Annotated in this window: 22 protein-coding genes; 1 reads left to right on the forward strand and 21 read right to left on the reverse strand. The window is 69.9% G+C overall.

Annotated elements, in window-relative coordinates:
- Positions 1–29: 29 nt before the first annotated feature.
- Positions 30–758, reverse strand: coding sequence for a DUF4232 domain-containing protein (locus FJV46_RS05090; RefSeq protein WP_126130538.1), 729 nt, complete (start codon positions 756–758; stop codon positions 30–32).
- An 85-nt stretch (positions 759–843) separates the two neighbouring features.
- On the opposite strand from FJV46_RS05090, the gene FJV46_RS05095 reads away from it, so the two are divergent.
- Positions 844–1,857 carry an iron-sulfur binding domain-containing protein gene (locus FJV46_RS05095; protein ID WP_087029254.1) on the forward strand — a complete coding sequence of 338 codons (1,014 nt, stop codon included), beginning with the start codon at positions 844–846 and terminating at the stop codon, positions 1,855–1,857.
- 26 nt (positions 1,858–1,883) lie between these two features.
- On the opposite strand, the gene dhaM is transcribed toward FJV46_RS05095, so the two are convergent.
- The 20 genes from dhaM to ftsH all read right to left on the reverse strand — a co-directional run bounded on the left by dhaM (position 1,884) and on the right by ftsH (position 21,777).
- Entirely contained in the window at positions 1,884–2,636 is a 753-nt protein-coding gene (gene dhaM / locus FJV46_RS05100; RefSeq protein ID WP_087029252.1) for a dihydroxyacetone kinase phosphoryl donor subunit DhaM, read from the reverse strand.
- Complete coding sequence (gene dhaL, locus FJV46_RS05105) at positions 2,633–3,313, reverse strand: dihydroxyacetone kinase subunit DhaL (RefSeq protein WP_087029250.1); 681 nt, start codon at positions 3,311–3,313, stop codon at positions 2,633–2,635. The genes dhaM and dhaL overlap by 4 nt, the downstream gene beginning before the upstream one ends.
- Positions 3,310–4,311 carry a dihydroxyacetone kinase subunit DhaK gene (dhaK, locus tag FJV46_RS05110; RefSeq protein ID WP_087029248.1) on the reverse strand — a complete coding sequence of 334 codons (1,002 nt, stop codon included), beginning with the start codon at positions 4,309–4,311 and terminating at the stop codon, positions 3,310–3,312. Before dhaK ends, dhaL begins: the two co-directional genes overlap by 4 nt.
- Positions 4,312–4,527: 216 nt before the next feature.
- Positions 4,528–4,704 (reverse strand): CsbD family protein, encoded by a 177-nt coding sequence (locus tag FJV46_RS05115; RefSeq protein ID WP_087029424.1) that lies wholly within the window; start codon positions 4,702–4,704, stop codon positions 4,528–4,530.
- A 122-nt stretch (positions 4,705–4,826) separates the two neighbouring features.
- Positions 4,827–5,336, reverse strand: coding sequence for an amino-acid N-acetyltransferase (locus FJV46_RS05120; RefSeq protein WP_087029247.1), 510 nt, complete (start codon positions 5,334–5,336; stop codon positions 4,827–4,829).
- Positions 5,337–5,371: 35 nt separating this feature from the next.
- Positions 5,372–7,396: a S9 family peptidase gene (locus FJV46_RS05125; protein WP_087029245.1), complete on the reverse strand. Its 2,025-nt coding sequence runs from the start codon at positions 7,394–7,396 to the stop codon at positions 5,372–5,374.
- A gap of 163 nt (positions 7,397–7,559) precedes the next feature.
- Positions 7,560–10,067 carry an ATP-dependent Clp protease ATP-binding subunit gene (locus tag FJV46_RS05130; protein ID WP_087029243.1) on the reverse strand — a complete coding sequence of 836 codons (2,508 nt, stop codon included), beginning with the start codon at positions 10,065–10,067 and terminating at the stop codon, positions 7,560–7,562.
- Positions 10,068–10,190: 123 nt separating this feature from the next.
- Positions 10,191–10,526 carry a histone-like nucleoid-structuring protein Lsr2 gene (locus FJV46_RS05135; RefSeq protein ID WP_087029241.1) on the reverse strand — a complete coding sequence of 112 codons (336 nt, stop codon included), beginning with the start codon at positions 10,524–10,526 and terminating at the stop codon, positions 10,191–10,193.
- Positions 10,527–10,613: 87 nt separating this feature from the next.
- On the reverse strand, positions 10,614–10,769 hold the full coding sequence (locus FJV46_RS05140; protein WP_306298285.1) for a hypothetical protein: 156 nt from the start codon (positions 10,767–10,769) through the stop codon (positions 10,614–10,616).
- A gap of 44 nt (positions 10,770–10,813) precedes the next feature.
- Entirely contained in the window at positions 10,814–12,316 is a 1,503-nt protein-coding gene (gene lysS / locus FJV46_RS05145) for a lysine--tRNA ligase (protein WP_256940814.1), read from the reverse strand.
- Between the two features lie 59 nt (positions 12,317–12,375).
- A complete protein-coding gene (gene panC, locus FJV46_RS05150; RefSeq protein ID WP_087029237.1) occupies positions 12,376–13,332 on the reverse strand; it encodes a pantoate--beta-alanine ligase in 957 nt (318 codons plus the stop codon).
- Positions 13,333–13,396: 64 nt separating this feature from the next.
- Positions 13,397–14,341, reverse strand: coding sequence for a Rossmann-like and DUF2520 domain-containing protein (locus tag FJV46_RS05155; protein WP_087029235.1), 945 nt, complete (start codon positions 14,339–14,341; stop codon positions 13,397–13,399).
- Positions 14,328–16,097, reverse strand: a complete 1,770-nt coding sequence (locus tag FJV46_RS05160) for a PH domain-containing protein (RefSeq protein WP_377004703.1) — start codon at positions 16,095–16,097, stop codon at positions 14,328–14,330. The genes FJV46_RS05155 and FJV46_RS05160 overlap by 14 nt, the downstream gene beginning before the upstream one ends.
- 8 nt (positions 16,098–16,105) lie before the next feature.
- Positions 16,106–16,621: a PH domain-containing protein gene (locus tag FJV46_RS05165; protein ID WP_087029233.1), complete on the reverse strand. Its 516-nt coding sequence runs from the start codon at positions 16,619–16,621 to the stop codon at positions 16,106–16,108.
- Complete coding sequence (locus FJV46_RS05170) at positions 16,614–17,102, reverse strand: DUF3180 domain-containing protein (RefSeq protein ID WP_087029231.1); 489 nt, start codon at positions 17,100–17,102, stop codon at positions 16,614–16,616. Before FJV46_RS05170 ends, FJV46_RS05165 begins: the two co-directional genes overlap by 8 nt.
- 6 nt (positions 17,103–17,108) lie before the next feature.
- Positions 17,109–17,639 (reverse strand): 2-amino-4-hydroxy-6-hydroxymethyldihydropteridine diphosphokinase, encoded by a 531-nt coding sequence (folK, locus tag FJV46_RS05175; RefSeq protein WP_087029229.1) that lies wholly within the window; start codon positions 17,637–17,639, stop codon positions 17,109–17,111.
- Positions 17,636–18,115 (reverse strand): dihydroneopterin aldolase, encoded by a 480-nt coding sequence (folB, locus tag FJV46_RS05180; protein WP_087029227.1) that lies wholly within the window; start codon positions 18,113–18,115, stop codon positions 17,636–17,638. Before folB ends, folK begins: the two co-directional genes overlap by 4 nt.
- On the reverse strand, positions 18,112–19,023 hold the full coding sequence (gene folP, locus FJV46_RS05185; protein ID WP_087029226.1) for a dihydropteroate synthase: 912 nt from the start codon (positions 19,021–19,023) through the stop codon (positions 18,112–18,114). The genes folB and folP overlap by 4 nt, the downstream gene beginning before the upstream one ends.
- Before the next feature lie 10 nt (positions 19,024–19,033).
- Entirely contained in the window at positions 19,034–19,651 is a 618-nt protein-coding gene (folE, locus tag FJV46_RS05190) for a GTP cyclohydrolase I FolE (RefSeq protein WP_087029224.1), read from the reverse strand.
- Positions 19,652–19,719: 68 nt separating this feature from the next.
- Positions 19,720–21,777, reverse strand: coding sequence for an ATP-dependent zinc metalloprotease FtsH (ftsH, locus tag FJV46_RS05195; protein WP_087029223.1), 2,058 nt, complete (start codon positions 21,775–21,777; stop codon positions 19,720–19,722).
- Positions 21,778–21,841 lie beyond the last annotated feature (64 nt).

Genomic DNA, 21,841 nt, shown 5'->3' on the forward strand with positions numbered 1-21,841 from the left:
GGCGAGCAGACCGGCGACGCCGCCTGGACCTACTGGAGTGTGAAGTCTGCCGGCGAACTGTTGATGACCCCGAGCCGGGTGGTGAGCATGTAGGTTCCCGGACCCACGCCCTCCTCCACAGGAGTGCAGCCGGCAACACTCCGCGTGCGGGGCCACCCGAAGTCCGCGGTCTCCTCCGCGTCCGGCTCGAGAACATGGAACAGGTCCTCGGACGCCGTCTGGCAGTCGACCGAGGAGAAGATGCGCCCGTCGGCATTCGTGACCAGGAACTCCATCTCCGATGTGCCCACGTTGAGCACGCAGGCCTCGTCGCCCGCATTGCGGAGCACCAGTGTGAGCACGGGGTCCTCACCCTCCGCGTAGCTCTGCTCGTCGGTGGTGGCCTCTACGGTCACGTCGGCCGGCTCGCAGCGGACCGACGTCGAGAGCGTGGGCTCGGCCGACGGCGCCGGAGCCGACGGCGCGGGTGTGGATGCACCCGCGGACGCCGGGGCGGAGGCCGGCGCGGCGGACGGTGCCGGTGTGGCATCGGGTCCGGCGGACGCGGCGGCCTCCGCAGGAGGTTCCTCCGTGCCGCGGGATCCGCTTCCGAGGGCACCGGCGAGCGCGGAGCCGCCGAGCACGAGGGCCGCCAGGACGACGAGCGCCAGGATCACCACGGCCAACCGACGCCGTCGGTACACCGCCGGGCTGTGCCGCCTGCCGTCACTGCGCCGGCCGCTGCCCCGGGGATCGCGCTGATGTCCGGTGGATGCCATCCCTCAAGGCTAGGGAGGAAGCCGAGGATTCAGCGGGGCACCACGCCGGTCGATAGAGTATTCGGGACGAGAAACAGGAGTAGCGATGGACACCGGCGCCGCAGCACGAGCAGAGGGGGCAGGCTCCCGCACGACCCCCCGGGCCGGCTCACGGCACGGTCTCGATCTGCTGCATGTCCGGGTGACTGACTGGTTCACCGAGGCTGCCCGGGACCTGCCGTGGCGCGAGCAGGACTGCTCCGCATGGGGCATCCTGGTCAGCGAGATCATGCTCCAGCAGACGCCCGTGGTCAGGGTCCTGCCGGTGTGGCGGGAGTGGCTGGAACGCTGGCCCACGCCCTCCCACCTCGCCGCCGAGCCCCCGGGTGCCGCCGTCCGGCACTGGGGACGCCTGGGCTATCCGCGGCGGGCGCTGCGCCTGCACGCCGCCGCGGTCGCCATCACCGAGGAACACGGTGGGGAGGTCCCTGCGACGCACGACGACCTGCTGACCCTGCCCGGCGTCGGCGCGTACACGGCCGCAGCCGTGGCGGCCTTCGCCTTCGGCAGGCGGGAGACGGTGGTGGACACGAACATCCGCCGCGTGCACGCACGGCTGTTCACCGGCACGGCCCTCCCCGCGCCGGCACTGACCGCAGCCGAGATGAAGCGTGCCGCGTCACTCCTGCCTGACGACGCCGGCCTGTCCGTCCGCTGGAACGCAGCCGTGATGGAGTTGGGCGCCGTGATCTGTACGGCGAGGAATCCCGTGTGCGGCCACTGCCCCGTCGCGGACGCCTGCGCCTGGGTGGAGGCCGGGCGCCCGGCGCCGGAGTACGTGCCCAAGGGACAGTCCTGGGCAGGAACCGACCGGCAGGTGCGGGGAGCCATCGTCGCCGTCCTGCGGGAGTCGGACGGCGCCGTTCCCAGGGTGCTCCTCCTGGAGGCGCCCGCTGATCTGAGGATGGACCCGGCGGCAGCCGTGACCGCCCGTCCCGGCGCCCTGGGCGCCCTGCACGGCCTCCGGGCGCCGGCGGAGCAGCTCGACCGCGCACTCGCGGGGCTTCTCGCCGACGGGCTCGCGGAGGAACACGACGGCGGCATCCGCCTGCCGGGGTGAGCCGCCCGGCTGCCCGTCCCTCCCGGTCAGGACGGCTCGCCGAAGCCTGATTCCACCGCCTGCCCCACGAAGTCGAGGGCTGCCTGGGCGTCCGGGCCGCTCGCTTCCACAGTCACGGTCCGGCCCTGGCCGAGCCCGAGGCTCATCAGGAGCATGACGGACTTCCCGTCGACGCCGTTCACCGTGATCTCGGCGTCGAGATCGGCGAGCCCCGCGGCGAGGGCAGCTGCCGGCCGCGCGTGGAGTCCCATCTCGTTCGGCAGCGTCCACGACCCGCCGGCGCGCGGTCCGTCGCCCGACGACGCGGCCCCGCGGGACCCGGCAGCCTCCGAGCCGGGCGCTGCGGCGGCGTGGCTGACGAAGGGCTCGAGCTCCTCGGGCCGGATCGAGACGACTGCTCCCTCGGCGGCGCGGAGGACCTCGTCGATGGACGAGCCGCCCTGCGCCTGCACGGCGGCGGCCACAGCCCCTTCCACGAGAGCCGCCTGGGCGAGCCGGACAGCGCTCCGGGCGTCCGGCTCCAAGAACTCGAGCACCATCTCGGCGGTCATGACGGCGGAGCCGAGGTCCGTCAGCACCACCACACCGTCCCCGCCACCCGAGGCCTCCTCGATCCCGGCCTGGACCCGGTCGAAACTCGTACCGATGCGCGCGCCCCCGTCACCGTCGGCTCCCCCGGCAGCGACGAGGACGACGTCGGGGGCCATCTGGGCCGCCAGCTCGACGACGCCCTCGGCGATCTTCCGGCTGTGGGAGACGATGACCAGTCCGACGCTCATGCGACCTCTCCCCCAGCCGCCTCGGCTGCCGCCTGCAGGATGAGCGCCGTCGACACGGCCCCCGGATCCTGGTGGCCGGCGCTGCGTTCCCCGAGATAGCTCGCCCTGCCCTTCCGGGCGATCAGCGGCTCGGTCGCGACCGCGCCGGCGTGCGCCGCGTTGGCCGCGGCCGCGAGCACCTCGGGAGCGGTGGCACCGGCCAGGGCGGCGGTCTGCGCGGCTTCGGCGGCAGGCGTCCACGCATCGACCATGGTCTTGTCGCCCACCTCGGCCTTGCCCCGCGCGACGATCCCGTCCCGGGCGGCAGCGATCATCCCGGCCACCCCGGAGGGCTCGACGGCGGTCGCGTCACCGAGGGATGTCGCTGCTCGCAGGAAGGCCGTCCCGTACAAGGGGCCGGCGGCACCGCCCACGGTGGACATGAGGGTCATGGCCACGAGCTTGAGGACCGCGGCGGGCGTCTCCGGTGTGCCGTCGTCGAGCTTGGAGAGCACGGCACCGAAGCCCCGGTCCAGGTTCTCGCCGTGGTCCGCGTCGCCGATGGCGCGGTCCAGGTCGATGAGCAGGGCCCTGTTCTCGGAGACGACCTGCGCGGTGTCGCGCATCCACCGGACGGCCCAGGCGGTGTCGAGGGTCGTGGCGGCCCCGGCGTCACCCGCGGTTCCTTCCACGCTCATGCTCCCCACCGCAGGGCGGCGGTGTGGACCGGTGTGTCCCACAGCTCGAGCATCTCGTCGTCGGCACGCAGGACGGTCAGTGAGGCGCCCTGCATCTCGAGCGCGGTGATGTAGTTGCCGACGAGGGAACGCTCGATTCCCACGCCCAGGCCCTCGAGCAGCTGCGCCACCTTCCGGAAGACGATGTACAGCTCGCTCGCGGGGGTTCCGCCCATGCCGTTGACCATCACGATGGTGCGGTCCCCGGAGGTGAGCGAGAGGTCCGCGACGATGGGGTCGAGGAGCCGCTGCGTGATGCCGTCCGCGTCCTCCATCGCGATGCGGTGCCGGCCCGGTTCGCCGTGGATACCGACGCCGATCTCGATCTCGTCCTCGGCGAGGTCGAAGCTCGGCACCCCTGCATGGGGCACGGTGCAGGCGGCGAGTGCGACACCCATGGAGCGCACGTTGTCCACCACGCGCTGGGCCACCGCCGTCACGCCGTCGAGACCGTCCCCGCGCTCCGCGGCCGCACCGGCGATCCGCTCGACGAGGACCGTCCCGCCCACCCCGCGCCGGCCGGCCGTGTACAGGGAGTCCTCCACGGCGACGTCGTCGTTCACGAGGACGGAGCGGACGGACACGCCGTCGGCCTCCGCCATCTCGGCTGCGGTCTCGAAGTTCAGGACGTCGCCCGTGTAATTCTTCACGATGTGTAGGACGCCGGCTCCGCCGTCGACCGCGGCGGTGGCGGGGATGATCTGGTCAGGAGTGGGCGAGGTGAAGACGGCACCGGGCACGGCGGCATCGAGCATGCCCCTGCCGACGAAGCCCGCGTGGAGGGGCTCGTGCCCGCTGCCCCCGCCGGAGACCAGACCCACCTTGCCCTGCACGGGGGCGTCCTTGCGGGTGATGAACAACGGCTGGGGGTGGACGGTCACGAGGTCGGCGTGGGCGATGCCGAAACCTTCGACGGACTCGTCGACCACGGCCCTGGGGTCATTGATGAGCTTCTTCACGACGGCGGCTCCTAGCCTGCGAACGGACAGTTGACAGCCGGCAGCCCGCCTCACATGGACCACTCCGGCCACTGGACACGTTACCGTCCGTTCTCCGGCCTGCCTATAGCCCGGAACGCCGACCAGCAGGGCGTTAACGACCTGAGGGAGGGGCCCGAAACCGGGCGCCCTCCCTCAGGTACTCGGGCCTCCCGCGTGCGGGCCGGCCCGGTTCGATCAGTTGTGCTTGAACGCGTCCTTGACGTTCTCGCCCGCGTCCTTCAGGCTCGAACTCGCCTGGTCCTTGTGGCCCTCGGCTTCGGTGTCCTTGTCGCCGGTCGCCTTGCCGAGGCCTTCCTTGAGCTTGCCGCCCATATCCTGGCCCTTGTTCCCGATCTTGTCATCCAGTCCCATGATGCGGACCTCCTTCAGTCGGCGTACGGCCACCGGTTCCGGTGGCGTTCCAGCATCCCCGAAGGAATGCTAAGTAGTCTTACCTTATCCCCGCAGCCCCGTGGACGCCAGCCCGCCCGAGCTCACAGTTGCCTGATCATCCGTGTGTTGCCGAGGGTGTTCGGCTTCACCCGTGCAAGATCCAGGAACTCGGCGATCCCCTCGTCGTGCGAGCGGAGGAGTTCCGAGTAGATCTGCGGGTCGACGGCGGACTGGTCCGCCATCACCTCGAAGCCGTGCCGGCGGAAGAACCCGACCTCGAAGGTCAGGCAGAAGACGCGGCTGACCCCGTAGCCGCGGGCCTCGGCGAGCAGCTCCTCGACCAGCGCACGGCCCACCCCCTGCCCCCGGGCCGCGGGGGACGTGGCCAGCGTGCGCACCTCCGCGAGATCCTCCCACATGACGTGCAGCGCACCGCACCCGAGCACCTCGCCGGCCCCGGACTCGGCGATGCGGAACTCGGGCAGCCCCTCGTAGTAGGCCACCGTCTCCTTCGCCATGAGGATGCGTTCCTCCGCGAGCGGCTCGACGAGGGACTTGATCGCGGGCACGTCCGACGTGCGGGCGCGGCGGATGCTGAAGGACGTTGTCATTGTGTCCACTCTACAAAGCCGCCCCGCCCCGCCTCCTACAGACCGAGCTCCCGGGGCAGCTCCCGCTCCTCGCCGAGGAGGTTCGCGGCGAGAAAGGACTCCACCACCCCGTACCAGACCCGCGCGTGCTGCGGCTTCAGGATCCAGTGATTCTCGTCCGGGAAGTAGAGGAAGCGGTGCGGCGTGACGCCGTCGTCGTCCGCAGGCAGCCGGGATGCGGAGAGGAGGTCGTACCAGAGCCGCAGGCCCTCACCGATGGGCACGCGGTAGTCCTTGTCCCCGTGGATGACCAGCATGGGCGTGCCGATGTTCCCGATATGGGCGTGGGGGGAATTCTCCGCCATCGCCTCCGGGGTCATCTCGCGCGCCCAGTAGTAGGCGGCATCGGTGGTTCCGCCGAACTGGTCGAGGGCCCACAGGCTGGCGTGCGTGACGATGGCCTTGAATCGGTCGGTGTGCCCCGCCACCCAGTTCGCCATGTAGCCGCCGAAGCTGCCGCCCATGGCTGCGATCCGTGTCGCGTCGATGTCCTGGCGCGCGGCGAGGTCGTCCGTCGCGGCCATGAGGTCGGTATAGGGCGAGCTCCCCCACTCGCCCCAGCCGCGGTCCACCATGTGCTGCCCGTAGCCGGTGGACAGCGCCGGGTCCGGCAGCAGCACCGCGTAACCGCGCGCAGCCATGATCCAGGGCGTCCAGCGCCAGCTCCACGCGTTCCATGACCCGACGGGCCCTCCGTGGATCCACAGCAGTGCCGGCACGGGCGATTGGGCCGAGGCTCCTTCGGGCAGGACGAGCCAGGACTTCACGGGCTGCCCGTCCTCGCCCACCGACTCCACACGCTCGAGCGTTCCCGGGAGTTCGGGACGTTCAGCAGGATTCTGCAGGCGGTCGGTGACCCCGCTCTCGAGGTCGATGCGCACTACTTCCGCAGGGAACAGATAGGAGCTGCGGACAGCGTAGGCCGTCGTCCCGTCCGGCGAGAGCCGGACATCGGAGTAGGCCGCTGCATCTTCCGTGACCCTGCGGACGTCACCGGTTGCGACGTCGAGCACGAAGACGGGCGATGCGCCGTCCTCGTCCGCCGTCACGACGAGCGCCGAGCCGTCGGGCAGCCAGGCAGCGGGCGAGGGCCAGCGATCCCAGTCCGCGGCGAGCGGACGCGGTTCGCCTCCACCGAGAGGCAGGAGCAGCAGGCTGGTCTGCGGTGCGAGGTCGGCGCTCGTGCGGCGGTCGCGGCTGACCACGAGGAATCGGCCGTCGGGGCTCACGGGGCCCGGCGCGTAGTCGTGCTCGCGGTCGTCCAGCAGGACGGCGAGTTCCTTCGTCGCGAGGTCCACCCGTATCAGCACGCTGCGCTCGGACCCGCGCTCCTCGGGGACGGTGAGGGAGGAGTACAGGGCGGAACCGTCGGGGCTGAGCACGGCGTGTGCGTTCCGCAGGCCTCCACGGGCGGAGGGCACGAGGTCGTCGAGGGTCGCCCCGGCACCGGTGCCGAGATCGGTCAGCGCGAAGTAGCGGGGCTGGTCCGGTCCCAGGTCGGCGTTCCAATACCGCACCGGGTAGCCCGCGTGGAGGATGGCGGCCACCCCGGATTCCTTGCGCGCCGTCCGCCGCTCCGAGTCGTCCTCCTCGTTGGCGGACCCTGCCAGGACGTCGGCCGTCAGCACGGCGACGTCCGCCGCGTCCGCGGTCAGCACGCCGGACACGCCGCCCTCCCGGCTCACGAGCAGGGATGCCTCTCCGCCGGCGGCCGGCAGCCGCCAGAGCGCGGATCGCTTCTCGGCGCCGTCGTCCTCGGGGTCGGGGCGGGACGAGGTGAAGAGGAGGTCACCGCTCGCCAGGAAGGCGGCGCCGGACTCGCCGGCCGCGCTGCGGGTCAGGCGCCGGGCGGGCTGTTCGCCGGCCGGATCCACCTCCCACAGGGCACTCTGATAGGCCGTCTTCTTGGGGTTCAGCGTCGCGACGGAGGTCACCAGGCGCGTGCCGTCAGCGTTGAGGGTCAGGCCGCTGAGGCGCGGGAGGGCTACGAAGTCCTCGAGGGAGGAGAAGGGCGTGGTCATGGGTCATCTCTACCACCGGCTGTGGCAGGCGTCACAGGCTTTCACTCTCGGTGGAATTCCGTTGCCACGGGCACCTACCGCCCGGTGCGGGTTCCCGACGGGACGACGAAGCCCGCCCTGGCGAACCAGGGCGGGCTTCGGTACAGCGTCGATCGGCCGCGGATCAGTCGGCGACGGTGGCCTCGAGGGCTGCAGGTGAGTCCTCGATCTCCTTCGGAGCGCCGTGCGGCACGAAGGTGAAGATCGCATCCGCGCCTTCGCCCTCGACATCCACGGCGATCCGCTCGCCCGACTTGATCTCGCCGAACAGGATCTTCTCCGAGAGCTGATCCTCGATCTCACGCTGGATGGTGCGTCGCAGCGGACGAGCACCCATCGCGGGATCGTAGCCGCGGGTCGCGAGGAGCACCTTGGCCGCAGGCGTGAGCTCGATCGTCATGCCCTTGTCCGCCATCCGGCCGCTCAGGCGCTCGAGGAACAGATCGACGATCTGCACGATCTCGTCCTGCGTGAGCTGCGGGAACACCACGGTGTCGTCCACGCGGTTGAGGAACTCGGGCCGGAAGTGCTGCTTGAGCTCCTCCTGGACCTTCGCCTTCATCCGGTTGTAGCTCGTGGTGGTGTCGGAGCCGGACTGGAAGCCCGTCATGACACCCTTCGAGATATCGCGGGTACCGAGGTTGGTGGTCATGATGATCACGGTGTTCTTGAAGTCGACCATGCGGCCCTGGCTGTCAGTCAGGCGACCGTCCTCCAGGATCTGCAGCAGCGAGTTGAAGAGGTCGGCGTGCGCCTTCTCCACCTCGTCGAAGAGCACCACGGAGAACGGCTTGCGGCGGACCTTCTCGGTCAGCTGGCCACCCTCCTCGTAGCCCACGTACCCGGGAGGGGCACCGAAGAGCCGCGAGACGGTGTGCTTCTCGGAGTACTCCGACATGTCCAGCGTGATGAGGGCGTCCTCCTCGCCGAACAGGAACTCGGCGAGAGCCTTGGCCAGTTCCGTCTTGCCCACACCCGTGGGGCCGGCGAAGATGAACGAACCGCCGGGACGCTTGGGGTCCTTAAGCCCTGCACGCGTGCGTCGGATCGCCTGCGAGATGGACTTGATGGCCTCGTTCTGCCCGATGACCCGCTTGTGCAGCTCGGCTTCCATGTTGAGCAGACGCGAGGACTCGGCCTCGGTGAGCTTGAACACGGGGATGCCGGTCGAGTTCGCGAGCACCTCGGCGATGAGTTCCTCATCCACCTCGGCGATGTCGTCGAGCCCACCGGACTTCCAGCGGCGCTCCTTGTCGCTGCGCTCGTCGTGGAGCTTCTGCTCCTTGTCGCGCAGCGCCGCGGCACCCTCGAAGTCCTGGGAGTCGATGGCCGACTCCTTCTCCCGCTTGACGTCCGCGATGCGCTCGTCGATCTCCTTGAGCTCCGGCGGCGCTGTCATCCGACGGATGCGCAAACGGGCCCCGGCCTCGTCGATCAGGTCGATCGCCTTGTCCGGGAGGAAGCGGTCGGAGATGTAGCGCTCGGCCAGCGTGGCTGCGCTGGTGAGCGCGGCGTCGGTGATCGAGACACGGTGGTGTGCCTCGTAGCGATCCCGCAGCCCCTTGAGGATCTCGATCGCGTGGGCCACGGAGGGCTCGGCGACCTGGATGGGCTGGAAGCGTCGCTCGAGGGCGGCGTCCTTCTCGATGTGCTTGCGGTACTCGTCCAGCGTGGTGGCGCCGATGGTCTGGAGCTCACCACGGGCCAGCATCGGCTTCAGGATGGAGGCAGCATCGATGGCACCCTCGGCGGCACCTGCTCCGACCAGCGTGTGGATCTCGTCGATGAAGAGGATGATGTCACCGCGCGTGCGGATCTCCTTCAGGACCTTCTTCAGCCGCTCCTCGAAGTCACCGCGGTAGCGCGAACCCGCCACGAGGGACCCGAGGTCCAGCGTGTAGAGCTGCTTGTCCTTGATGGTCTCGGGCACGTCGCCGCGCACGATCGCCTGGGCGAGGCCCTCGACGACGGCGGTCTTGCCGACGCCCGGCTCACCGATGAGGACCGGGTTGTTCTTGGTACGGCGGGAGAGGACCTGCATGACACGTTCCATCTCCTGCTCGCGCCCGATCACCGGGTCGAGCTTGGATTCGCGTGCTGCCTGCGTCAGGTTGCGACCGAACTGGTCCAGGACCACCGAACCGGCGGGAGTGCCCTCCTGCTGGGGGCCACCGGCGGCTGCCGGCTCCTTGCCCTGGTAGCCGGACAGCAGCTGGATGACCTGCTGACGCACACGATTGAGGTCGGCGCCGAGCTTGACGAGGACCTGCGCGGCAACACCCTCACCCTCGCGGATGAGACCGAGCAGGATGTGCTCGGTACCGATGTAGTTGTGGCCCAGCTGGAGCGCCTCCCGCAGGGACAGCTCCAGCACCTTCTTGGCCCGGGGGGTGAAGGGGATGTGACCGGACGGGGCCTGCTGGCCCTGGCCGATGATCTCCTGCACCTGTTCCCGCACGGCACCCAGGGAGATGCTCAGCGACTCCAGCGCCTTCGCGGCGACACCCTCGCCCTCATGGATCAGGCCAAGCAGGATGTGCTCGGTGCCGATGTAATTGTGGTTGAGCATGCGGGCCTCTTCTTGGGCCAGCACAACAACTCGACGGGCTCGATCCGTAAATCTTTCGAACATCAGACACACACTCCTAGCTAACGCGTATTTCGATGCTACGGGTACGGGGTGTGCTTTGGGCGCGTGTTCGCCACAGGCGAGATAACGCCGAAGGGGCTTCCGCTCCAGCCCGACGAGGGGGTGTCAGCGCTGTGCGGCGCGGTACGCCTCGACGATCTCGCTGTTCACGCGGCCGCGGGAGGAGACGTTGTAGCCGTTCTCCTTCGCCCACTCGCGGATCTGGGCCGCTTCCTGGTTGCGCGAGGTCGAGGGAGCGCTGGAGGTGTTGGATCGCTGCTTCTGCTGATTGGCGCGGCGCGCTGCCCCGACATAACCGGCAAGTGCTTCGCGGAGCTCCGAGGCGTGCGCTTCGGAGAGGTCGATCTCGTACTGCACGCCGTCGAGGCCGAATCGCACGGTCTCGTCCGCCTCGCCGCCGTCGATGTCATCGATGAGAATGATCTTTACCTTCTGCGCCACAATGTTCTCCTATTGGTTTCTCGAAATCGAAGCCCCCCTGAAAAGAGTATGGGCCATTCTTCATTCGAGGTCAAAGAAGCATATTGTCTAGCTCGGATCGATTTCGTGATTACCATTCTTTTCCGGCTCGGGCCGTGCCTTCCGGGCATCCTCCGCGTCCTGCAATTCCTCGGCGCGTGCCATCGCGTCCCGCTCCGAACGGTCCGCGTTGAATATGGCCTTGATCACGAAGTAGAAAAGCACTGCCAAGCAGGCTGAGGGTAGGAGGACGGCGACATATTCCACCGCTACTGCCCACCCTCGGGCCGGAGAATCGGGAAGAGGATGGACTCGCGAATTCCGACGTCCGTGAAAAGCATGACGAGCCGGTCGATTCCGAGGCCTATCCCGCCCATCGGCGGGGCACCGTATTCGAGCGCACGCAGGAAGTCCTCGTCCAGCTGCATGGCCTCGTCGTCACCCGCCGCGGCCTGCCGCGACTGCTCCGTCAGGCGCTCACGCTGGATGACCGGATCGATGAGTTCCGAGAACGCGGTTCCGCGCTCCATCCCGCCGATGATCAGGTCCCACGCCTCGATGAGGCGTGGGTCGTCGCGGTGCGGACGCGCGAGGGGCTGCGCGGACGGCGGGTAGTCGTAGACGAAGGTGGGCTGGATCAGGGTGGGCTCGACGATCTCCGAGAACAGCTCGAGCACCACCTTCTCCGCTCCCCAGGCGGGATCGAGGGACACCTCGTGGCGCTCGGCGATGGCCCGGAGGTCCTCGATGCCGGTCTCGGGCGTGACCTCCTGGTCCACGGCGGAGGACAGCCCCGGGTACACCCCGAGCCAGGCCCACTCACCGTCGAGGTCGATGGTGCCCTTGGCCGTCTCGATGGTGCGCGATCCCAGGAGGTCCGCGCAGCCGAGGATCATCTCCTTCATCCGTTCGGCCATGACGAACTGGTCCGCGTAGGCCTCGTAGCACTCGAGCATCGTGAACTCGGGGCTGTGGGTGGAGTCGACCCCCTCGTTGCGGAAGATGCGCCCGATCTCGTAGACCCGGTCGATTCCTCCGACCACCGCACGCTTCAGATAGAGCTCCAGGGCGATCCGCAGCGTCATTTTCTGGTCGAAGGCATTGAGGTGGGTCTCGAAGGGCCTGGCCGTCGCGCCTCCGTGGACCAGCTGCAGGATCGGCGTCTCCACCTCGATGTAGCCCTGGCCGTGGAGCGTCTCGCGGAGGGTCCGGGTGATGGCGGCGCGGGTGCGCACCATCTGTCGTGCTTCCTCGCGCACCATGAGATCCACGTACCGCTGGCGCACGCGCGTCTCCTCGTTGACTCCGGCGTGCAGCGTGGGCAACGGGCGGAGTGCCTTGGACGCCATGGACCAGGATCCGGCCATCACCGACAGCTCGCCGCGCCGCGAGCTGATGACCTCGCCCTCCACGCGGACGTGATCGCCGAGGTCCACGAGCGCCTTCCACTCGGCGAGGCTTTCCTCGCCGATCTCGGCGAGGCTCAGCATGACCTGCAGGCGTGTTCCGTCACCCTCCTGCAGGGTGGCGAAGCACAGCTTGCCGGAGTTCCGGATGAACACCACGCGGCCGACGACGGCTGCGCGCTCACCACTCGACTCCCCGGTGGGCAGCTCGGCGAAGCGCTCCCGCACCTCGCGCAGCGCATGGGTTCGTCCGGGCTTGACCGGATAGGCCTCCGTCCCCGCGTCGAGCAGCGCCGCCCGCTTCTGCAGACGGAAGCGCATCTGCTCGTTGAGGTCGTCCGGGGAGAGGGTGTCGTCGTGGGTCACGGAAGACAAGTTTACGGCTCTCGTGGCACCCGGCCGATGCCCGCGGACGCCGATGTGAATCAGCCCACAGGATCGAGCCTGGTGTTATCGATCAGGCGGACGGCTCCCACCCTGGCCGCCACGACGGCGAGCCGGCCGCCGGGCGCGTCCGCAGGGGCGTCGGCACCTCCGAAGACTGGAGTCGCCGGGAGGAAGGTGGTGGGGTCCACGACCTCCAGGTAGTCGAGCTCCACGCCGCGGGCAGCCGCCACCTCCGCCCGGGCCGCGGCGAGATCGATGTCGGCACCCCGCCGGGTGCGTTCGCGCAGGGAGCGGAGCACCCTCGAGAGCACCAGCGCCGACCCGCGTTCCTCGTCGCTCAGGAACCTGTTGCGGCTCGAGAGGGCGAGGCCATCGTCGTCGCGCACGATCGGGACGCCGTCGATGCGTACCGGGATGTTGAGGTCGAGCACCATGCGGCGGATCAGGGCGAGCTGCTGGGCGTCCTTCTCACCGAAGTATGCGCGGTAGCCGGCGGCGACGCCCGGCAGTCCGAGGTTAAGGAGCTTCGCGACGACGGTGAGCATGCCGTCGAAATGGCCGGGCCGGGACGCGCCCTCGAGCACCTCGCCCATGCGGCCGGCATGGAGGCGGACCAGCGGGTCCCCGCCCGGATACATGTCCTGCACCGACGGCGCGAAGACGACGTGGGTGCCCTCCGCACCCAGCAGCCGGAGATCGGCCTCGAGAGTGCGCGGGTAGCGCTCGAGATCCGCCTGGTCGCCGAACTGCAGAGGGTTCACGAAGATGGACGCAACGACGACGTCGACGTCGGCGCGGGCCGTCCGGGCGAGCATCGCGTGCCCTTCGTGGAGTCCGCCCATGGTGGGCACCAGTCCGAGGGAGGGTTCCCGCCCGCCCGCACCCGTGACCCGGGCCACGTCGAGGAGACGCGTGGTCGCCGCCCGCAGCTCCGCCGGCGTGGAGACGAGCAGCGGGGTGGCGTGCCCGGCTGCGGCGCTGTCGGTCGAGGTCATGGGTTCCTTCTGGGTCGATCGGTCAGCAGGCGGACGTGATGATCCCTGCTGCGGGAATGGCCGGTCAGGCCGGCGGTCGCGCGTCGGGACGCTGGTCCGGGCTACCCGGTGCAGGCCGATCCGCGAGGGCTGCGAGGATCGATGCCCCCTGCCCGGGGCTCAGCACGCCGCGCTCGAGCGCTCGGAGCGCCGTGGCCCGGGCCATCCCGAGATATGCCTGGCGGGTGTCCGGGGCGTCGTGCGCCTCGAGGGCGGCGCGGTGCGCGGACACGGTGGTGGCGTCACCGCGAGCCACCGGCCCTGTCAGCGCACCCTCGCCCGAGGAGAGGGCGTTCTCCAGCGAGGCCTTCATGAGCGGGCCGAGCATGCGGTCGGGGTGCTGCACCCCGAGGTCCGCGAGGAGCTGCGCGGACTGCGCGGCAATCGTGACGAGGTGGTTCGACGCGTGTGCGAGGGCGGCGTGGTAGAGCGCCCGGGACTCCTCCTCGATCACCACGGGCTCGGCTCCCATCTCGACGACGAGGGCCTGCGCGATCGGCAGGACGACCGCCGGAGCGGTGATGCCGAACATGGTGTCGGGCAGACGCCCGAGGTCCAGGCTCAGGCCGGTGAAGGTCATGGCGGGATGGATGGCGAGCGGGATGGCTCCGGCCGCCCGCGCGGGTGCGAGGACGGACGTGCCGTAGCGGCCCGAGGTGTGGACCACGAGCTGCCCGGCCTGCCAGACGCCCAGCTGTGCGAGTCCCTCGACGAGCGTGGGCAGGGCGTCGTCCGGGACGGCGAGCAGGACCAGCTCCGACCGTTCGATGATGTCCGGGATCTCGAGGACGGGCACGCCCGGCAGAAGATTCTCCGCACGCTCAAGGCTTGCCGCGGACACCGCGGACACCCCGACGACGGCGTGACCTGCCGAGCGCAGGGCTGCGCCCAGCACGGCTCCGACCCTGCCGGCCCCCACGACGCCGACGCCGAGTCTCCCCGGCCGACGTGAAGCATCAGCGGTGGCCATACCCCTCCTCTCCTTCGGGCGCGGCGGGTTCCCAGCGTGGCGCCTCGGGCATCACCGTCCGGGGGCCGGAATCCGTCGGTGCCGGCACGGCGGGCTCCCGGCGTGGCGCCTCGGGCAGGTCGCCGGGGACAGCGGCGGGCGCACCGCCGGGCAGACCGCCCAGCTGCGCGTCGGGCTCACCGGGAGGCACTGGTAGGCCGCCGTGCGACGCGGGCAGCGCCTCGGGCTCGGATGCGGCCTGCGCGTCGCTCGGGGCGGCAGGTCCCGGCACGGGCTTCATCCATTGCTCCGGGCCGCTCCGGCGACGGGCCTCTGCCGCGCGCACCGACTGCCCGTGGAAGAGGTCCCAGGCCGTTCCCGTCTCTGCGAGGAGCACGCGCGGGGAGACCGGACCGGGAGTGGTCTGGAACTGGAGGTCGGCGACGCCGAAACGCCGGTCCACCGGCCCCTGGTGGATGGAGAGCGACTGCGTACGCTCGTGCGGGACGACGGCGAGCTGCCGCCACAGGACGCCCGAGCGGACGAGCAGGGCCGTCTCGGTGACGGCGAACCCGTTGCGCCGCCAGGCCAGCGGCGCCAGCAGCCGCGCCCGGCGGGGCGTCGTGACGTAACCCTCCGCGCCGTCGCGCCCTGTCATCCCGGCCGCGAAGACCTCGACGGGGCGCGGCGTCCCCGGGTCCGGGAGCACGAGGGCGAGGATCTGCAGCACGTCCTCGCGCGACCCGACGGGGAGGAGGCTCGAGCGGGCCTGTCCGTCGCTGGAGGCCGAGACGCCGTATCCTGCGACGTTGACCGTGACGCGGTACCAGCCCTTGAGCCGCCACAGCGGCGGCTGGCTGATGCTGATCGCCTGGACCCGGCCCGGGGGGACGGTCTGGGACCGCGTGTCGAGCAGGCCGTACCGCATGCGGATCCCGTCGGGGGACGTCGCGGCGCGGAAGTTGTAGCCGGTGCTGAGGGCGGACCAGTAGGAGCCGACCACGCCGATGAGGACTGGGATGAACGACGTCGCGATGATCGGGGTCTCGAACACGACGCCGAGGGTGATGATCGCGGCCGAGGCCACCACGAGGGCGATCGTGGTGCCGGAGAGGAGGGCGGCGCCGATCACCCGTCCGGGCGGGATCGCGACGACCTCGCGCTCGGGGGCTTCGATGATCTCCTCGGGATGCTCGGGATCCGTCTCCACGCCTGCGGCACGCGCCAGGATGGTGGCACGCAGCTGCCTGGCGTCGTCGAGCTTCAGGAACGCGAGGCGGACGGCGGACTCGCCCGCGTCGGCCACCTCGAACTTGAGCTCCGCGAGCCCGAAGATCCGTGCCAGGAACGGCTGGACGATGTCGATGGCCTGGACGCGGTCGAGGCGCGCCTGGCGCTGCTGGCGGAACAGGACGCCGGAATGGACGCGGACGTGCTCGGCGGTCACCTGGTAGCGGGTGAAGTACCAGGAGACCAGGAACGCACCCGCGATGAGCAGGACGACGCCGAGCACCACGCCGACGGCGACGAGGAGACCCACGCCCTCGGGAAGCGGGCCACGGCCGTCCGAGCCGGGGTCGAACAGGCCCTCGAACCAGTCCCTCCCGACGAAGTAGAGGATGGCGACCAAGGCGATCCAGCCTCGGACGAGCGGGGAGATGACGTGGACGCGGCGCCAGTCCTCGCCCGGCCGCACCTCGATCCGGTTCTCCCCGCCGGCGTCGGAAGGCTCCGGCTGCCCGTGTCGTCCCGGACCCGGGGCCGCCTCGGCAGGCACGGAGCCTGTCACAGCCCGGCCAGCCTGGCTTCTCCCCGCGCGGACAACTGCTCTCGCAGGCGCGTCCCCTCCTCCGTGGGCAGGCCCGGGATGGAGGCGTTCGTGGCAGGGGATGCGGTGTGCAGCTTCAGCGTGCAGATGCCGAAGACCCGCTCGAGCGGACCCACGGCCACGTCCACGTACTGCATGCGGCCGTACGGCACCACCATGGTGCGCTGGAAGAAGACGCCCTCGCGGACCAGGAGGTCGTCGTCGCGCTCGGCGTAGCCGATGGCTCCGACCTGCCGCGGCAGGAGCAGCCCGCGCCACACCACGATGACGAGGACGACGGCAGGGAGGCCCCAGGCGATCCACGCCGGCGGGAACGAGCTCCAGACGCCCGTGAGTCGCAGCACCAGGGGCACGGAGGTGATGAGGAGCCACACCACGGAGCCGATCAGCCAGCCCAGGAGCCTGACCCGCAGGTACTTCGGTGACACCCTGGACCACTCGAGCCCGGACGGATCGATCGGTTCCCTACGCATATTCCCCCTCGCTGTGGCCCGCAGCTCCCGGGCCGTCGTCGTCGTCGGGCGGAAGCCTGCAGAAGCTCTCGACCACCAATCCCACCATAACCATGAGGATCCCGCCCACCATGAGCGCGACCGATCCCCACAGGGGAGCCAGGGTGGATCGGACCGGGAGCAGCGTGAGCTGGTCCACGAAGATCCCCGCGTGCCAGCCCATGCTGAGGGCACCGGCGTAGGCGCAGGCCTGGGCGAGGACGAGCGTGCGGGTCGCGAGGATCGGATCGAGCGCACGGTCGCGCTTGCCGTTGCGCCACCGGAGGACGCGCCGGCCGAAGACGAGCGTGATACCGAGGATGACGGCTGTCGTGACGAGTGAGGTGAGGGGCAGCGCGGGTGTGCCGAATCCGTTGCGGGTGGCGAGCAGGTTGACCACCCAGCCGATGATCCCGGCGAGCAGGCCCACCAGTGCCAGCCAGCGGAACCGAAGGGTGCTCACGGCGGCCTAGACTCCCTCGAAGGGGACCAGGCCCGCGAGGTCGTCCGCCTCGGCGGCGAGCTCGGCCACCGGCCGGCCGTGCAGCCGGGCGGCGGAGTCCATCCAGGCCCAGGGCTGGAGCACGAAGGCGCGGGATGCGGCGCGCGGGTGCGGGACGGTCAGCACCTCGTCCGCAGACGTCCAGGAGCCGTACGTGATGATGTCCACGTCCAGGGTCCGGGGCCCCCACCGGACGGTCCGCCTGCGGTGATGCTTCTCCTCCACGGCCTGGCAGTGCGCCAGCAGGTCGTAGGGCCCGAGATCCGTCTCGACCTCGATGACCATGTTGAGGTAGTCGGGCTGCTCCGGTCCGCCGACCGGCTTGGTCCGCACCACCGGCGACACCGCGTGGAGGCGAACGTTCTCCGTCTCCACGAGGTCCGCGACGGCGAGCACGAGTGTGTCACTGCTCGCGCCCAGGTTGCTTCCGAGGGCGATCACGCTGCGGACGGTGGTGCGGGCGGTGCCATCGGCCGCACTGCCGGCCGTCCCGCTCACGGCCGGCTCCGTCGCAGGGTGACGGCCACGTCCCCGAAGGGCACCTCGATGGGTGCCTTGGGCTTGTGCACCGTGACGTCGACGGCAGCGACGGGGAAGGACCCGAGGACCGCCGCGGCGATGGTCTCGGCGAGGGCCTCGATGAGGTCGAACGGCTCGCCCTCGATGATGCCGTGGACCAGTTCCGCCAGCTCACCGTAGTGCGCTGTCCGGGCGAGGTCGTCGGAGACGCCTGCGGGCTGCAGGTCGAGGTGGAGCACGATGTCCACGGCGAAGGGCTGGCCGTCGCGACGCTCGTGGTCGAAGACCCCGTGGTAGCCCTTGGCGGTGATGCCGGTGAGTACCACGGTGTCGAGGGCGCCCGACGGCGATCCGGGGCGGCCTGCCGGGTGGGATGCCGGGCGGGATGCTGGGTCCGCCGTGGTCGGTGCGGTCGTCGCGGCCCCCAGCGGGTCGGCGTGCCGGCTGGTGGTCATGACCGCGGGCCGACGGCGGCGGCCACCTTGACGGCGTCGAGCGTGGTGGCGGGATCGTGCACCCGCACGCCCCAGGCCCCGGATGCGGCTGACAGCGTGGCGACGGCCAGCGAGGCGTGATCGCGCTCCACGGGAGCGGCAGCCTTGCCCGCCGAGGTGAGGAGCGTCCCGAGGAAACGCTTCCGGGAGGCTCCCACGAGGATCCTGTGCCCGAGACCGGTGAAGGCCGCCAGATTCTGCAGGATGGTCCAGTTGTGCTCGTCGGTCTTGGCGAAGCCGAGGCCCGGATCGAGGATGATCTGTTCCGCAGCGACCCCCGCCGCGACGAAGCCGTCCCGCAGGGCGGTGAGTTCCGACACGACGTCCGTCACGACGTCGTCGTAGTCCGCGAGGCTGTCCATGGTGGCGGCGGTGCCGCGGCGGTGCGTGAGGATGTATGGCACGCCGCGCTCCGCGATCAGGGCCGGCATGTCCGGATCGAACTCCGTACCCGAGATGTCGTTGACGATCGCGGCGCCGGCGTCGAGCGCCTGCCGGGCCGTCTCGGCGTGCATCGTGTCGATGCTCACGAGGGCTCCCGCCTTCACGAGGGCCCTGACCACGGGAAGCACACGGGCGAGCTCCTCCTCGACGGGGACACCACTGGCGTTGGGGCGCGTCGACTCTCCACCGACGTCGATGACGTCGGCGCCGCCGTAGTGCATCCGCAGTCCGTGGCCGATGGCGTCATCGGTGGAGGCGTACGTGCCGCCGTCGCTGAAAGAGTCCGGCGTGACGTTGAGGATACCCATCACGACCGCACGGTCCACGGGCAGGTCACCGACGGTCTTGGGCGTCCGGGCCGGCCGGATGACCGGCAGCGGTGAGGTGGCCGGCCCCGTGCCGGGGGCTGCAGCGAGAGAGTCCATGCTGTGGGTCCTACCTTCCGAGAATGAGGCTCATGGCCTCGGCGCGCGTCGCGGTCTCGCGGATCTGACCGCGGACCGCGGAGGTGACGGTCTTCGCGCCGGGTTTGCGGACGCCCCGCATCGACATGCACATGTGCTCGCACTCGATGACGACGATCGCACCTTTGGGTTTCAGGTGTTCCATCATCGCATCGACGATCTGGGTGGTCAGCCGTTCCTGCACCTGGGGGCGCCGCGCATACACCTCCACCAGCCGGGCGAGTTTGCTCAACCCGGTCACGCGCCCGTCCGCCGACGGGATGTAGCCGATGTGCGCGGTTCCGCGGAAGGGGACCAGATGGTGCTCGCAGGTCGAGTAGAACGGGATGTCCTTCACCAGCACCAGCTCCTGGTGATTGAGGTCGAAGGAGGTCGAGAGGACCTCCCCGGCATCCTGGTGGAGGCCCGCGAACATCTCCGCGTACGCCTTCGCCACCCGGTTCGGCGTGTCCAGCAGCCCGTCGCGATCAGGATCCTCGCCGATCGCCGCGAGGATCTCGCGGACAGCCCTCGCGATCCGGGGCTGGTCCACGGGTGACCCCGTCGCGACCAGTGCCGCCTCCACCACTTCGTCGTCGAAATCTGTCATGGGTTGCCTCCCCTTCATCGGGCACTACTCGCCGTCGGTCCACTGACCGGCGGCTCACCGCTGCGGGACTACGCGTCGCGGCTGTCCGCAGGACCCTCGCCCGGCTCGGACGACGGGAGATCCGATTCTCCGACGTCGAACCCGCTGGGGATGTTCGCGTCGGCGATCTGGTCCTGCGGAGCGACGGTCTCGGGGGCGGGCTGCCCGCTCTCGAGCGCCTCCGCGCGTTCCTTCTTGGACACGACGGGGGGCAGGGAGTGGACGGGACGGGTCTGCTTGGACAGCCACACTTCACGCAGTCCGCGCTTCCGCACGGTCGTGAAGACCTCGGCGATCTCCGCCTGGTTCAGCGTCTCGCGTTCCAGCAGTTCCAGGGCGAGCTGATCGAGGACGTCGCGGTTCTCCGTCAGGATCTGGTAGGCCTCGTCGTGCGCGTTGTCGATGAGTCGGCGCACCTCCTCGTCCACGACGAGGGCGATCTGGTCGGAGTAGTCGCGGTCGCTGCCCATGTCGCGGCCGAGGAACGGCTCGCCCGCACCCTGGCCGAGCTTCACGGCTCCGACCCGCTCGCTCATGCCGTACTGCGTCACCATCTTCCGGGCCGTCCCCGTGGCCTTCTCGATGTCGTTCGAGGCGCCCGTCGAGGGGTCGTGGAACACGATCTCCTCGGCGACGCGACCGCCCATCGCGTACGCCAGCTGGTCGAGCAGTTCGTTCCTCGTGACCGAGTACTTGTCGTCGCTCGGCATCACCATCGTGTAGCCCAGTGCGCGGCCGCGGGGGAGGATGGTCACTTTCGTCACCGGGTCGGTGTTGCGGAGCGCGGCCGCGACGAGCGCGTGTCCACCCTCGTGGTACGCGGTGATCTTCCGCTCGAGTTCCTTCATGACCCGGCTGCGCTTCTGCGGGCCCGCGATCACGCGGTCGATCGCCTCGTCAAGCGCACGGTCGTCGATCAGCTGCGCGTTGGAGCGTGCCGTGAGGAGTGCGGCCTCGTTGAGCACGTTGGCCAGGTCGGCGCCGGTGAAGCCGGGGGTCTTCTTCGCGACGCCCTTGAGATCGACACCGCCCGCCATGGGCTTGCCCTTCGCGTGCACCGTGAGAATGTGCTCGCGGCCCTTCATGTCGGGTGCCTCGACACCGATCTGCCGGTCGAAGCGGCCCGGACGGAGCAGGGCGGGGTCGAGCACGTCGGGACGGTTGGTCGCCGCGATGAGGATGACGTTGGTGGTGGCGTCGAAACCGTCCATCTCCACGAGGAGCTGGTTCAGCGTCTGCTCACGCTCGTCGTTGCCGCCCCCCACGCCGGCGCCGCGGTGGCGACCCACGGCGTCGATCTCGTCGACGAAGATGATGGCCGGCGAGTTGTTCTTGGCCTGCTCGAAGAGGTCCCGCACACGGGAGGCACCGACGCCGACGAACATCTCGACGAAGTCCGAGCCCGAGATCGAATAGAAGGGGACGCCGGCCTCTCCCGCGACGGCACGGGCGAGGAGCGTCTTCCCGGTCCCGGGAGGGCCGTAGAGGAGCACGCCCTTGGGGATCTTCGCGCCGAGTGCCTGGAACTTCGCGGGCTCCTGGAGGAATTCCTTGATCTCGAGGAGCTCCTCGACGGCCTCGTCGGCACCTGCGACGTCGTTGAACGTCACCTGAGGCATGTCCTTGGAGATGAGCTTAGCCTTGGACTTGCCGAACTGCATGACCTTCGAGCCACCGCCCTGCATGCGGCTGAGGAGGAACCAGAAGATGACGCCGAGGATCAGGATGGGGAAGATCAGTCCGGCGAGGCTGAGGAACCAGTTGCTCTCTGCGGGCTGGTCGGTGAAGCCCTCCGCGCCGGAGTCGTTGATCGCCGCGACGATGTCCTCGGCACGCGCCGTGCTGTAGAAGAACTGGACCTGCTCGCCCTTCTCCTCGAAGGCCTCGTCGAGCGTGAGATCGACGCGCTGCTCGCCGTCGTAGATCTTCGCCTGGGTGACAGTGCCTCCCCGGAGAAGTTCCAGGCCGTCGCTCGTGTCGATGCGGTTTCCGCCCGTGCTGAACAGGTTGGGAAGGATCAGCAGGAGCGCCGCGACCGCCAAGACGATCCAGAAGATGGGCCCCTTGAAGATGTTCTTGAATTTCATTCGTCTCAGGGCATCACGCCCTGTCCCTCCTGCTGATGCACGTAAGAATGTCCGGGCTCACTGT

The sequence above is a fragment of the Arthrobacter agilis genome (genome assembly GCF_006494655.1).
GTDB lineage: Bacteria > Actinomycetota > Actinomycetes > Actinomycetales > Micrococcaceae > Arthrobacter_D > Arthrobacter_D agilis.